The sequence below is a fragment of the Bifidobacterium sp. LH_449 genome, assembly GCF_056356755.1.
Genome location: NZ_JBKEUV010000005.1, coordinates 105,271 through 118,985 on the forward strand (window position 1 = coordinate 105,271; position 13,715 = coordinate 118,985).

Annotated in this window: 10 protein-coding genes and 1 tRNA gene; 9 read left to right on the forward strand and 2 right to left on the reverse strand. The window is 60.8% G+C overall.

The features are described 5' to 3' along the window. Window positions 1-131: 131 nt before the first annotated feature. Window positions 132-1,121, reverse strand: a complete 990-nt coding sequence (locus AC1AX7_RS05715) for a zinc-binding dehydrogenase (RefSeq protein WP_476509129.1) — start codon at window positions 1,119-1,121, stop codon at window positions 132-134. A gap of 202 nt (window positions 1,122-1,323) precedes the next feature. Here AC1AX7_RS05715 and AC1AX7_RS05720 point away from each other — a divergent pair, with 202 nt between their 5' ends. Next, the gene (locus tag AC1AX7_RS05720) at window positions 1,324-3,297 is read left to right on the forward strand and encodes a 1-deoxy-D-xylulose-5-phosphate synthase (RefSeq protein WP_476509130.1); all 1,974 of its coding nucleotides are present in this window, start codon (window positions 1,324-1,326) and stop codon (window positions 3,295-3,297) included. 31 nt (window positions 3,298-3,328) lie between these two features. On the opposite strand, the gene AC1AX7_RS05725 is transcribed toward AC1AX7_RS05720, so the two are convergent. Then, a complete protein-coding gene (locus tag AC1AX7_RS05725; RefSeq protein ID WP_476509131.1) occupies window positions 3,329-4,183 on the reverse strand; it encodes an ABC transporter ATP-binding protein in 855 nt (284 codons plus the stop codon). A gap of 44 nt (window positions 4,184-4,227) precedes the next feature. Between AC1AX7_RS05725 and AC1AX7_RS05730 the strand changes: the two genes are divergently transcribed. From AC1AX7_RS05730 to phnX, 8 genes are all read left to right on the forward strand, one after another. After that, window positions 4,228-4,300, forward strand: a tRNA-Arg gene (locus AC1AX7_RS05730). A 218-nt stretch (window positions 4,301-4,518) separates the two neighbouring features. Beyond that, window positions 4,519-5,781: an ATP-binding protein gene (locus AC1AX7_RS05735; RefSeq protein ID WP_476509132.1), complete on the forward strand. Its 1,263-nt coding sequence runs from the start codon at window positions 4,519-4,521 to the stop codon at window positions 5,779-5,781. Between the two features lie 117 nt (window positions 5,782-5,898). Next, window positions 5,899-6,768 (forward strand): MurR/RpiR family transcriptional regulator, encoded by an 870-nt coding sequence (locus tag AC1AX7_RS05740; RefSeq protein WP_476509133.1) that lies wholly within the window; start codon window positions 5,899-5,901, stop codon window positions 6,766-6,768. An 867-nt stretch (window positions 6,769-7,635) separates the two neighbouring features. After that, window positions 7,636-8,418, forward strand: a complete 783-nt coding sequence (locus AC1AX7_RS05745) for an ABC transporter ATP-binding protein (protein WP_476509134.1) — start codon at window positions 7,636-7,638, stop codon at window positions 8,416-8,418. Between the two features lies 1 nt (window position 8,419). Continuing rightward, entirely contained in the window at window positions 8,420-10,279 is a 1,860-nt protein-coding gene (locus AC1AX7_RS05750) for an ABC transporter permease subunit (protein WP_476509135.1), read from the forward strand. A gap of 83 nt (window positions 10,280-10,362) precedes the next feature. Next, window positions 10,363-11,388, forward strand: a complete 1,026-nt coding sequence (locus tag AC1AX7_RS05755) for an extracellular solute-binding protein (RefSeq protein WP_476509136.1) — start codon at window positions 10,363-10,365, stop codon at window positions 11,386-11,388. Between the two features lie 184 nt (window positions 11,389-11,572). Beyond that, window positions 11,573-12,760, forward strand: a complete 1,188-nt coding sequence (phnW, locus tag AC1AX7_RS05760) for a 2-aminoethylphosphonate--pyruvate transaminase (protein ID WP_476509137.1) — start codon at window positions 11,573-11,575, stop codon at window positions 12,758-12,760. Window positions 12,761-12,907: 147 nt separating this feature from the next. Continuing rightward, on the forward strand, window positions 12,908-13,690 hold the full coding sequence (gene phnX, locus AC1AX7_RS05765) for a phosphonoacetaldehyde hydrolase (RefSeq protein ID WP_476509138.1): 783 nt from the start codon (window positions 12,908-12,910) through the stop codon (window positions 13,688-13,690). Window positions 13,691-13,715 lie beyond the last annotated feature (25 nt).

The window sequence follows — 13,715 nt, forward strand, 5'->3', positions numbered from 1 at the left end:
GAAAGGCGATTGCCGGGCGACGTAAGGCAGCGGCGCGGTCGCGGCGTCGCATATCTCGCCGGCGGCGACCGCCGTGATCCGTCGCCGCCGTATTTTGCAATGATTACGCGACCATCAGGAATCATCGGCAATCACATGGTGAGGACGACTTTGCCGAAGACATCGCCGTCGATGACGCGTTTGAAGGCTGCCGGCGCATCATCGATGCCGTATGTCCCGTCGATGATCGGATGCAGGTCGGCGTGTTCGACGAAGCGCAGCAGTCTGCCGAAATCGTCGCGGCCGCCCATGGTGTTGCCTTGCACGCGGATGTCCTGGAAGAAGATGCGCGTCAATTCCGCGCCCGGCTGGTCGCCGGTGGTGGCGCCGCAGGTGACGATGGTGCCGCCGGGGCGTACGGATTTGACGGAGTGGCTCCAGGTGGCGGCGCCGACGGATTCGATGACGGCGTCGACTTTATGCGGCAGGCGCGCGCCGCTTTCGAATGCGGCGTCCGCGCCGAGCGCGACGGCCTTCCCGCGCTTGGCTTCGCTGCGTGAGGTGACGAAGACTTCCAGGCCTGCGGCGTGGGCGAGCTGGATGGCCGCAGTGGCGACGCCGCCGCCGGCGCCTTGGATGAGTACGGTATCGCCGGGCTTGACGCCGGCTGAGGTGAACAGCATCGAATAGGCGGTCAGCCAGCTGGTGCCGAGGGCCGCGGCCTCCTCCATGGTCAGATTGGCGGGCTTGCGGAAGATGTTGGCCGAGGGGACCATGGTTTTCTCGGCCATGGTGCCGGCGTAGCGTTCGGACAGGATGCTGCGGCGTTCGGCAGGCATGACGCCGTGGCCGTCGGTGCCGATGAACGTGTATGGCACGACTTCGTCGCCGGCGTGCACGTCTTTGCGGCCCGGAACGTCGTTCTCAAGAATGCCGGCCGCGTCGGTGCCGAGGATCATCGGCGTCTGCGAGGCCGAGAGTCCCACGCCTTGCAGGCTCCAAATATCATGATGGTTGACGGTGACCGCCTTGACCGACAACGTGGACCACATCGGTTGCGGCTGGGGCTCGTCGAGCTCGCCCACTTCCAATACGGACAGCGGGTCGTCATAATCGATTCCTGCAGCATATACGGCCTTCATTGGCGTTCCTTTCATTCGCGGCGCTATTCGTGGCAATGCGCGGCATTGCCGTTTACGCGGATCTCCTCACCATTGTGCCACCATATCTACGGGATGGGGAGATGTTGCGGGTATGTGGGTGAAGTCGGGCCTGGCGGGACGGATGAGGCTATTATGTCGCTTTTGAGAGAGTTCCGCACTTGATTCCAGGGGAGGCAAAAGTATGACCGCCGGCATTCTGCACACCATTACAGGCCCGGCGGACGTGCATGCGTTGCCTCGGGAGGACCTTCCACGCCTATGTGCGGAGATTCGAAGCACGCTGATCGCCTACGGCCACGCACATGGCGGGCATATCGGCTCGAATCTGGGATTCGTGGAGGCGACCGTCGCCTTGCATCGCGTGTTCGACTCCCCCGTCGACCGCATCGTATTCGACGTGTCGCATCAAAGCTACGTGCACAAGATGCTGACAGGCCGCGCCGAAGCGTATCTCGATCCCGCATCGCATGATTCGGTGACCGGTTTTACGAATCCGTGGGAAAGCGAGCACGACCAGTTCGTGCTGGGGCATACCGGCACTTCCATTTCGCTGGCCTGCGGCCTTGCGAAGGCACGCGACCTTACGAAAACGCAGAATCCAACGGAATCGCATAATCCAGCGAAAGCCGCTGCAACCTGTGATCATCAGCAAAATTCGCAGCAAAGCGACGGCGCCATCGGCAATGTGATCGCCGTCATCGGCGACGGCGCGCTCAGCTCCGCGATCGCCTTCGAAGGATTGAACAACGCCGCGCAGCAGGGCGGCAATCTCATCATCATCGTCAACGACAATGAAATGTCAATCGCCGAGGATTTCGGCGGCATGTACGGCACGCTCGCCAGACTGCGCGCATCCAACGGCACTGCGCAGCCCAATCTGTTCCAGGCATTCGGACTGGACTACCGCTATGTGGAGCGCGGCAACGACGTGGCCGAACTGGTGGCGGCATTCGAACAGGTCAAGGATATCGACCATCCCGTCGTCGTGCATATCCACACCACCAAGGGCCTCGGACTCGGGCCGGGTGACGCCGCCGACGAAGGACGCTGCGAAGCCAATCATTGGATCGACGCCGACAGCGCGCAAGGCCGTCCGCTGGGAGCGCGCAAACATTACGGGCAGCTTGCCATGCGCGATCTGGAAGCCCGGTTCGCGCACGAGCCCGGACTGGTGGTCATCTCCCCCGCAACCCCCGGATCGAACGGCATCACACGGGAATTCCGCAGCCGCGCCGGCTCGCATTACATCGATGTGGGCATCGCCGAGGAGCATGCCGTCGCGTTCGCCTCCGGCATCGCCAAAGCGGGCGGGAGACCAGTCGTCGCCACGTCGTCGACGTTCTTCCAGCGCACGTTCGACCAATTGCAACAGGAACTGTCGCTGAACGCGAATCCGGTGACGCTGCTGTCGTTTGGCGCGGGCATTTCCAACACGGACAACACGCATTCAGGCGCGTTCGATATTCCTCTGTTTTCAAACATTCCCGGCCTGACCTGCCTTGCACCGACCAGCGAGCGCATGTTCCGCGACATGCTGGCCTGGTCGACCGGGCCGTCGAATTGCCGGCCCGTCGTCATTCAGGTGCCCGGCGAGCGCATCCTTGCCGGAGAGCGCCGCGCGGACGCCGAACGGCAGGAGCGGGAGGCGACGGCGGGGCGTACCGCGGCGGCGACTGATGCGGCCCGTGTCTCTTCCGGATGCGAAGGAGACGGCTCATGCCCCTGGCTGCGCTATGACGTGGTGCGAGAGGGCTCCGACGTGGTGATTTTCGGCTTGGGCAACATGCTGCCTTTGGCGTATGAGGCCGCCGACATGCTGTCCGGAACGTCGGAGTGCGGCGGGCCGTCCATCACGGCGACGGTCGTCGACCCGCACCAGTTTTCGTCGTTGGACACTGCGACGCTGGAAAGGCTGCGCGCCGGCCATCGGCTGGCCGTCACCGTGGAGGACGGGCAGCTCGAAGGCGGATGGGGCGCGAAGGTCGCCGTGTATTACGCCAATCATGACGGCGAATCCGGGCATCATATGCGGACTGTATGCTTCGGCGCCGGCAAGGAGTTCACCGACAGGGTTCCCACCGGGGATCTGCTCGAACGGTACGGTCTGACTCCTGCGCATATCGCCGGCGCGGTTCGTGTGGCGTTGCGCGGATAATATGCCGTGCCTCGAGGCTCACAGCGCCAGATCACGGCGTGAGAACACCGCCATGGACGCGCCCGTGATCGCGACGGCGGATACAGCCATCGCCACGGCCGGCCATATGGCTTGGGCGCCGCCGTGATGCGCGCAGCTCGGCCATCGACGCCACGCGCCCGACATGTCCGGCGCGAATGAACGCCACACGGTCGCAGGAGCGTTCCACTTCGGGGAACATGTGGGAGGACAGCAGAATCGTGGCGCCACGCCGACGCTCCTCGGCCAGCAGTTCCACGAACCGTTCCTGCATCAGCGGATCCAGGCCGCTGGTCGGCTCGTCAAGCAGCAGCACGCGCGGTTTTCCCATGAACGCGCACACCAGCGCCACTTTCCGCTTCGTTCCCTTGGACATGCGGCCGATACGGATGGTCGGGTCAAGATCGAACCGTTCGATCAGCTCGTCGGCGCGCTTCATGCCGACGTTGCCGCGCATCCGGGCCATGAACGTGATGAACTCCCGCCCCGTCATGCGTTCGGGGCATGCCACCTCGCCCGGCAGGTAGCCCAGGTCATGCTGGATGGCGGCACGTTCGCGGAAGCATTGCCTGCCGAATATGCGCACAGAACCCCGGTCCGGTCTGATGAAACCCATCAGCGAACGCATCGTCACCGTCTTTCCCGCGCCGTTTGCGCCGAGAAAACCTACGGTCTCCCCCTCGTACACGTCGAGATCGATGCCGAACACGCCTCTTCCCCGACCGTAATCCTTGGTCAGATGTTCGATGGCGATGATTCCTTCGCCTCTTCCGCCGCCATGCAGCGCGACCGCGTCGTCATCGGCCGCGGTGCATTCACCCATATCCATGGCCACATACTTTACGGAGAGCCGCACAGGAATCGCCATATTGACACGCCATGGGAGCAATGATGTATGATGTTTGCTTGCTTGCCCTCGTAGCTCAAAGGATAGAGCATCGGCCTTCTAATCCGCAGGTTGCTGGTTCGAGTCCAGTCGGGGGCGCCGCACGCGAATGGTCCATGCCCGCCTTCCGACCGCTGACGGGCACGGATCATTGCGATTCCTGATCCGGCAAAATCACGCGCACTCATTCATATCGGTCTCTGTAACGATATTGGAAGAGCCACCGGCAAACGGCGATCGATGATGCGTGGAATTCCGCACATCATCGATGTGTGCGCGGATCGTCATAAGTAGCGCGGAAAAGTTACTATCGAACTATGGGCAGCATTCAGGACACCAGCGGACATGACAATTTCGCCGACCAATTCGTCGGTGCCGACGTGAACGCCGGTTCAGGCGCCGGTTCGAGCGCAGCGGCAGGCACCGGCGCAAACGTCGATTCCGCGTACACGGCGAGATACAACGGCACCGCACCGTTCGAACAACGCATCAGCGCCACGCAGCAGTTGACGTTCAAAGCTCTTACCGCGGCCTGCGCGACGGCCAACATACCATGGTCCGGCAAAATGATGCGCAACATGCACTTGTCCATCGGCGAATCCGAGTCCGCCACGGCCTTCACGAATCTTGCGCTGCTGATGTCCGACCAATGCCCGTTCACGATCAAATGCGCGGTTTTCGATTCCACGTCGAAGCGCAATATCGTGCAGCATTTCACATGCACCGATTCGGTGGTGGTGCAGCTGAACGACACGATGCGTTTTCTGAGAGAACATTGTCCGGACCCCGATTGGCCGTCGAAGGCGTTGGAACAGTCGCTGGTCAATGCCGTACTGCATCGCAGTTACGAGTTTTCCGGCCCGACGTTGGTGAACGTGTTCACCGATCGCGTTGAAATCGTGTCACTGGGCGGCCTTGTGCAGGGCTTGGAGGTCAATGATCTGCTCAATGGCGTTTCGCAGCCGCGCAATCCCCGGATGGCCGATCTGTTCAGCGCGCTGCGTCTGTGCAAGAATTACGGCATCGGCATCCAATGCATCATGGATTGTTATGAGAAGGCGCCCGACAGCCCGCAGCTGCGCGTCGGCCCGTCCTCCGTCGCCGTCGTGCTGCCACGCACCGCGCCGGTCGACGGCGATGACGATTTGCACGATCGCCGGCATGATTCCAATGATGTTCTCAATGCCGAAACAGATGACGGGCAGGCCCCTCGCCGCAAGGCCATCCGGTATATGTTCCCGCAGATCCGCTCGTACAACGCCGCGGACGCGTCTTCCTTGCTGTCCAATGCGCGCGTGCTTTCCTGCGCACCGTTGCGTAGCGTCGCGTTGAACAAGATGCAGATTGACGACACCATGACGCAGCAACAGTTGAACGAATTGCTTGGCGTGATCATCGAGCCTCTTGAGCAGGTCACATTGCACGCGTTGACGCAGCGTGGGGAGGCGATCACGCGCGAAAACGTGATGAATGCGATCGGACTGAATCGCGATCAGGCCGCACAACTGCTCAGCACTTTGGAAATCGACGGCAAGATCGCCCTGCGCGACGACGCCACCTATTCGGTGATTTCCGCATGATGTTCCGTCCGAATAATCATATGTGATTGCCGCAGGAAACAGCGAATACCGGAGCCGCCGAAAGCGCTGCGACATATTCGACTTCGACGACATCACATGCAAACGTGGGAGGCACTTATGCAATCGTCATTGGGCGTTCGCGCACGCATCGAGCAGGTGTATTCCACGCTGCGGCCGGCCGAGCAGTCGGTGGCGCGCTATATTCGCGACCACACTGCGGATGCGGCCGCGCTGACGATCGCCCAGCTTGCGCAGGCGGCGCAGGTCAGCGAGCCCACCGTCATCCGTTTCGCACGCAAGCTTGGTTTCTCCGGATACCGCGAATTGCGATTCGTCCTGAAACACCCGCAGGAGGAGCGGGCGAATTCGTTTGACCCTTTGGAAGGATTCGACCTGAATCCTTGGGATGACGCCGACGAGATCCCCGCGAAGGCCATTCATGGGGCGAAAACATTATTGGATGAGCTTCAGCATTCGCTGCGTTCGAAGGATATCCGCCGCGCGGTGGCGATGTTGACGGGCGCGTCGCTGATCGATATTTACGGTGTCGAAAATTCACTTTCGCCGGCTTTCGATCTATATACGAAACTCAGCTATCTGGGATTGCCCTGCCGACTGAACATGGATGCGTATATGCAGCAGATCGGGGCCGCGCACATGCCGCAGGACGGCGTCGCCATCGCTTTTTCGTATTCCGGCAATTCCGCGGACACGGTCAAGGCGATACGATTGGCGAAATCGGCGGGCGCGCAGACCATCGGCATCACCAATGCGACCGGCACCGCGCTTGCCAATTGGTCGGATGTTTGCCTCATCACAGGCCGCAGCGAGCATACGATCTACGGCAATGCGATTTTTTCGCGGGTGGCCCACACCGCGGTCGTCGACATTTTATATATGGGCGTCATTTTAAGTGATTATCCCCGTTTCTCCGCCCGTCTCGACCGTTCCGGACGCGTCATTCAGGATCGCGAGTTCAGCGAATAGTCGTCGCGCGGCCTCCTTTGGGCAAGATGTCAGGCGGAATCCTTGTATGTTTCCGTCTGCCGCCCCGCCCTTTGACGCTTTTGACCGCAACACGCCGTTGGTTGCGGTCAAAAGCGTCAAGAACGAAGACGCCACAAATATTGCAGGCCCGTCCTGCTGGGATACAAGCCCGCCCTACTGACAGTTTTGACCGCACAGGACGGCGTGTCCCGATCAAAAGCGTCAAAGAAAGAAACGTCCAGATACCGCCGGCCCATCCTCTTGACACTTTTGACCGCACAGGACGGCGTGTCCCGATCAAAAGCGTCAAGTAAGAAAAGGACACAGATTGCACGCTGACATATTTGGTCGCAACACGCCGGAATCAGCGACCAAAAGTGTCAGAGGAATGGAGGCCACCAATTGCGCGCTGACACATTTGACCGCAACACGCCGTTGACTGCGGTCAAAAGCGTCAGGGAAGAGGGGACGCAGGAATGGTAGGCGTCAAAAAGACAGGCGTCAAAGGGACCGGCGTCAAAGGGACCGGCATCAAAGGGTAAGCGCCAAGGGGCGGACATCAAAGAATCGACAGCCACAGTCACGAAACTACAAAACTACGCGGTGCACGTGTAGTTTTACTTGGAATTAACCATTCTTTTAGCGAGCTTTCCATAAAAACAGGCAATCAGGCCTTCCGACGGCATGAAGATTGAAACGTGAGGCGCGGCGAACCGCGTAGTAAGACGAAGAGACTTTCACCCGTACGGCGGCCGACAGGCATCGCAACCACGCAGCAGACGCCGACACTGGCGACAAGCGCTGCTGGCGGGCGGCGAACATAGACCACCAGCAGCTGCATACGGGCCACGGACCGGAAGGCGCAACATGCTTGAATTGAAGAACATCAGCAAATCCTTCGGCGGCGCGCAAGTGCTCGGCGACATCAGCCTGACCTTGGAAAAGGGCCGGATCATGTCGATTCTCGGCCCGTCCGGCGGCGGCAAGACCACGCTGCTCAACATCATCCTCGGCATCACCGACGCCACCAGCGGCCAGATCATCTTCGACGGCGACGATCTGACGCACGTGCCGATGGAAAAGCGCGGCTTCAACATCGTCTTCCAGGATTACGCGCTGTTCCCGAATCTTTCCGCATACGAAAACATCACCTACGGCCTGCGCAACCATCCCGGCATCTCCTCCAAGGAGGAGATCGACGACATGATCTCGCTGCTCGACCTGCGGCAGCATCTCGACAAGTCGCTCGACCAGCTTTCCGGCGGTCAGAAGCAGCGCGTCGCGCTGGCCCGCACACTTGTGATGAAGCCGCGCCTGCTGCTGCTCGACGAGCCGCTTTCCGCGCTTGACGGCGTCATCAAGGAATCCATCAAAACGAAGATCAAGCAGATCGTCGACCAATATAATCTGACCACCGTCATGGTCACGCACGACCCCGAAGAGGCCTGCACGATGAGCGACCGCGTGCTGATCCTCAACAAGGGACGCATCGCGCAATATGACACGCCGGACAACATCATCGATCATCCGGCCGATGAATTCGTGCGCACCTTCATCCTCAACCAGCTTGAGGTCAAGCGCAGCAACATCTATTCCCTCTTCAACAACGACGCCGCGGCCGACGGCACCGCCATCAGGCAGGAGGCCTGACATGACGTTCGAATCAATACAGGCGCGCAAGATGCTGCCGAACATCGCGCCGGAAATCATCAATCATGAACGCCGCCAAAGGCCGCATCAGCGCGAACTGTGGACGCTGTTCATCGTCGTGGGCCTGCTGTTCTGCGTCTTCCTGATCCTGCCGCTGATCCTGGTCGTCATCACCTCGCTGCAGACAGGCGACGGCGCCCTGACCGCATCGAATTACATGTCGGTATTGTCGGAATCAGGATTCCTTGAAAGCCTGGTCAACAGCATCAAGGTCTCCGCCTGCGCGGCCGCGGTGTCCGTGATCTTCGCGTTCTGGCTTTCCTACAGCGCCAACTGCACGAATCTGCCGCATTGGGCGAAGAAAACGATCACGCTGCTCACACAGCTGCCGATGCTGCTGCCGACCATCACCTACGGTTTCGCCATCATCTATTCGCTGGGCAAGCAGGGGCTGATCACAAAGCTGTTCGGCGGCCATGCCATTGTCTATATCTACGGATTCAACGGCCTGCTCATCGGCTATGTGATCTACACATTGCCGACGGCGTTCCTGCTGATCAACAACAGCTTCCAATTCATCGACAAGCGATTCATGATCGTGTCACGGGTGATGGGCGACAAGCCGCACATCACATTCCTGAACACCATTGTGCGGCCGATGGCGGGCACTTTGTGCATCGCATTCGTGCAGTCGTTCTTCCTGAGCTTCACCGATTACGGCATTCCGACTTCGGTCGGCGGCCAGTATGACGTGATCGCCATGACTTTGTACAACCAGATGCTTGGCAGCATCCCTGATTTCAACAAGGGCGCGGTCATCGCCATCGTGATGCTGCTGCCGTCCATTTTGAGCATCGCGCTGTTCACGTTCCTTGACCGCTTTTCGATCCGATACAAGAATATCGCGCGCATCGATCTGCCGAAGAATCATGTACGCGACGGCGTGCTTGCGGCCGGATCCGCGGCGATCCTGATTTCCGTGCTGTCGCTGTTCGTGGTGATCATTTTCATCCCGTTCGTCGAAATGTGGCCGTTCAAGCCGAATTTCACGCTGGAGCACATGACGACGCTGTTCGCCACGCCCGAACTGATGAACGTGTTCACCAATTCGCTGTTCGTCGCCTCCATGACGGCGCTGTTCGGATGCCTCGTCGCCTACGCCGCGGCGCTGGTCACCGCACGCAGCAAGCTGCCCGTCTGGGCGCGCCGCTTCATCGACTCGCTGTCCAGCGTGATCAACACGCTGCCCGGCATGGTGCTTGGCATCGCGTTCCTGTTCGCCTTCACCGGCACGAGCCTGCAGAACACGTTCGCCATCATCATCGTGTGCAATATCGTGCACTATTTCGCCACGCCGTACCAGATGATGAAGGATTCGCTGTCCAAGATGAACGTGTCCTGGGAAGTGACCGGCAAGCTGATGGGCGACACGTGGATCAAGACGGTGATCCGCGTCATCACGCCCAACGCCTGGCCGACGATCCTGCAGGTCTTCGCCTACTACTTCGTCAACGCCATGGTCACGATCTCCGCGGTCGTGTTCCTCACCGGCGCACGGACCATGGTGATGACCACGCAGATCTCCGCCCTGCAGCATCTGGCGAAGTTCGACGACGTGTTCGCGCTCTCCCTGCTCATCCTCGTCACCAATCTTGCGGTCAAGGGCATCATCGCGCTCGTCACTTCGCTCGGCACGCATCGCGTGGCCGGCAAGCAGATGGAGCGCGCCCGTCGCCGCCGCGAACGCCAAAGCCTGACGGCACGTTTGACGGCGATGCTGCCCGGGCGTGAGGCCGCAGGCACGGCCGCCGCGCAGACCGTCGCGGCACAGACGGCCGCCACACAGACCGTCAACACATGAAACCGACAAATCGACAAAGAAAACATCAACGAAAACCAACGACTTCGGCCGAGCAATTCGGCCGCAACAAGAAAGGAATCCTCATGAAAGCCCATGATTTCTCCCGATTCGCCCGTACCGCCTTCGCTCTTGCCGCCGCAGGCGCACTCGCCTTCGGCATGACAGGCTGCGGCTCGGCCAGCGCCGCCGGAGCCGACCAGGTCGTCATCTACACCAACGCCGACGACGAAGCGGTGACCGCCTTCAAGAACGCGCTCGACGACAACGGCTACGCCGGCAAGTACGTCATCCAGAGCTTCGGCACTTCCGAACTGGGCGGCAAGCTGATGGCCGAGGGGACGAACATCGAAGCCGACATGATCACGATGTCGTCCTATTACATCGACAGCGCGCAGGAGAAGAACAGCATGTTCGCCGACCTGACCGAAGTGCAGTCCGTGCCGCTGAACGATACGCCGGATTACCGTCGCGACACCACCAGCCAGGAAGGCGCCCTGTTCTACAACGCCGAAGCCTTGGAGGCCGCCGGACTGGATGCGCCGACCAGCATCAAGGATCTCGCCGATCCTCAATACAAGGATCAGATCGCGGTTCCCGACATCATGGGCTCCTCCACCGCCTGGCTGATGATCCAGGATGTGATCGCCGCATACGGCGAAGGCGATGAAGGCAAGGAGATCCTCACCGACATCTACAAGAACGCCGGCCCGCACGTCGAACAGTCCGGTTCCGCCCCGATCAAGAACGTCCGCGCCGGTGAGGTCGCGGTCGGCTTCGGCCTGCGCCATCAGGCGGTCGCGGACAAGAACGAAGGCCTGCCGATGGAATACGTCGATCCGGCCGAAGGCAACTTCTCGCTGACCGAATCCGTCGCCGTCATCGACAAGGGCGACAAGACCAAGGCGGACGTGCAGAAGATGGCCGCGACGATCATCGACAAGGGCCGCACGGAACTGCTGGAAACCTATCCGAACCCGCTGTATGAGGGCGAGAAGGCGGCCGACAACCAGTCCTCGTATCCGAAGACCTTCGACCAGGCGCTGACCGTCGACCTGCTCGAACAGCATCAGGAATTCTCGGAAGCCTGCAAGGAGGCCGCTCAGGCCTGATGTCAGACGCCGGCGAACCGCACGCCTGACACCCACCGTCCACTGACCGCAGTGCATGAAACCGTCCCGCGCCTTACGCGGCCGGGGCGGTTTCGCATGTCCGGATACCCGGCGAATCGCCGACGACAACACACACAACAACAACACAAACACAACAACACACAAGCAAAAACTAGGAAACAACATGAACCGCGAATACAAGCTGCTCACCCCCGGCCCGCTGACCACCACCCGTACCGTCAAAGAGGAGATGCTGTTCGACCACTGCACATGGGACGACGACTACAAGGCCATCACGCAGAAGATCCGCCGTCAGCTCGTTGAGCTCGCCCAGTGCGATCCGGCGCATTACACCGCGGTGCTGATGCAGGGTTCGGGCACGTTCGGCGTCGAAAGCGTGCTCACTTCGGTGATCGGCAGCGACGAAAAGGTGCTGCTATGCACGAACGGCGCATACGGCGACCGTCAGGCGAAGATCTGCGAGCATGCCGGCATCGACTACGTGCAGTATGCCGAACCGTACGACCGCATCCCCTCCGCCGAGCGTGTGGCGCAGATCCTTGACTCCGACCCGTCGATCACCCATGTGTCGATGATCCATTCCGAAACCACCTCCGGCCTGCTCAACGACATCCAGGCGGTCGCCGCAACGGCCAAGGCGCATGGCAAGGTGTTCATGGTCGATGCGATGAGCTCCTTCGGCGGCGTGGACATTCCGGTCGAGGATTGGGGCATCGACTTCCTCGTCTCCTCCGCGAACAAGTGCATCCAGGGCGTGCCGGGCTTCAGCTTCATCATCGCCAACACCGCACTGCTGGAGGCTTCCAGGGGCAAGGCCCGCAGCCTTTCGCTCGACCTGTGGGATCAGTGGAACACGTTGGAGAAGGACGGCGGCAAGTGGCGCTACACCTCCCCCACCCACGTCGTGCTCGCCTTCTCCAAGGCGTTGGACGAGATGATGGCCGAAGGCGGCCTCGCCGCCCGCGCATCCCGCTATGCGCTGAACAATCATCTGCTGATCGCCCGCATGCAGACGCTGGGCTTCACCACATACCTGCAGGATCACCAGGGCCCGATCATCACCACGTTCCTGTACCCGAAGGGCGTCGATTTCGATTTCGCCGACATGTACGTCTACATCAAGGAGCGCGGCTACGCGATCTACCCGGGCAAGCTCACCGACGAAGAGACCTTCCGTCTGGGCAACATCGGCGAGATCCACACGGATGACATCGAGCGCGTCACCGAATTCTTCGCCATGTACATGGCCGAGCGCGGCCTGCTGGAGGCGTCGCGCGGATCGGACGATTTCGCCGCGGCCCTGGCCGCGATGAACACCGCCGGCGACGCCGTCAAGGCGCAGCAGCACTGATTCATGCCGCGACCGATGTCGCAGCGACACCGATTGCGGCGTTCACAACGATTGCACGTTGCCGTAGTCGCCGCGATCACGAGCATTACGACGATTACAGCGATTTCTTGATTTGCGATTCCACGTTTGATAGAAGGAGATTCTCTGATGACCACTCGTTTTGACGCGGTGATTTTCGATTGGGCCGGCACCACCGTCGATTACGGCTGCTTCGCGCCCGTCCGCGCGTTCCAGGAGGCGTTCCTCCAATACGGCATCGAACCGACCATGGATGAGACCCGCCGCCCGATGGGAATGCTCAAGCATGACCATGTCAATACGATGATGCATATGGACCGCATCGCCCGCGCCTGGGAGGACCTGCATGGCGCCGCCCCGACCGATGCCGACGTGGATGCCGTCTACGCGAAGTTCGAGCCGATGCTGCTCGGCATTCTCGACCAGTATGCCGATCCGAAGCCGGGCGTGATCGACGCCATCGCGCAACTGCGCGCGATGGGCCTGAAGATCGGTTCGACAACCGGCTACACCGACACCATGATGGACATCGTCGTGCCGAAGGCCGCCGAAAACGGCTATGCGCCGGATTATTGGATCAGCGCCGACGGCGTGAACGGTTTCGGCCGCCCGTACCCGTACATGATCTTCGCGAATATGCAGGCCCTGCATTTGGCTGACGTGCGCCGCATCGCGAAGGTCGGCGACACACTGTCCGATATCGGCGAAGGCAAGGCCGCCGGCGTGTTCACCATCGGCGTCATCGAAGGCAGTTCGCAGATGGGCCTGACGCAAAGCGAATTCGACGCGATGTCGGATGCCGCGAAGAACGCCGCACGCGCCGACGTACGCGACGCCTTCGTCAAGGCCGGCGCCGACGCCGTGATCGACACGATGTCCGAACTGCCGGCATTGCTCAGGCAGATCGCCTGAAGCTGACTGATTGTCGGCGTTTCGG

Excerpts from the sequence above, each read along its gene's own strand:
- AC1AX7_RS05735 (WP_476509132.1), top strand. The coding sequence starts at position 4,519 with ATGGGCAGCATTCAGGACACCAGCGGACATGACAATTTCGCCGACCAA.
- AC1AX7_RS05725 (WP_476509131.1), bottom strand. The coding sequence starts at position 4,183 with ATGGCGATTCCTGTGCGGCTCTCCGTAAAGTATGTGGCCATGGATATG.
- AC1AX7_RS05745 (WP_476509134.1), top strand. The coding sequence starts at position 7,636 with ATGCTTGAATTGAAGAACATCAGCAAATCCTTCGGCGGCGCGCAAGTG.
- AC1AX7_RS05740 (WP_476509133.1), top strand. The coding sequence starts at position 5,899 with ATGCAATCGTCATTGGGCGTTCGCGCACGCATCGAGCAGGTGTATTCC.
- AC1AX7_RS05715 (WP_476509129.1), bottom strand. The coding sequence starts at position 1,121 with ATGAAGGCCGTATATGCTGCAGGAATCGATTATGACGACCCGCTGTCC.
- phnX (WP_476509138.1), top strand. The coding sequence starts at position 12,908 with ATGACCACTCGTTTTGACGCGGTGATTTTCGATTGGGCCGGCACCACC.
- AC1AX7_RS05755 (WP_476509136.1), top strand. The coding sequence starts at position 10,363 with ATGAAAGCCCATGATTTCTCCCGATTCGCCCGTACCGCCTTCGCTCTT.
- phnW (WP_476509137.1), top strand. The coding sequence starts at position 11,573 with ATGAACCGCGAATACAAGCTGCTCACCCCCGGCCCGCTGACCACCACC.
- AC1AX7_RS05720 (WP_476509130.1), top strand. The coding sequence starts at position 1,324 with ATGACCGCCGGCATTCTGCACACCATTACAGGCCCGGCGGACGTGCAT.
- AC1AX7_RS05750 (WP_476509135.1), top strand. The coding sequence starts at position 8,420 with ATGACGTTCGAATCAATACAGGCGCGCAAGATGCTGCCGAACATCGCG.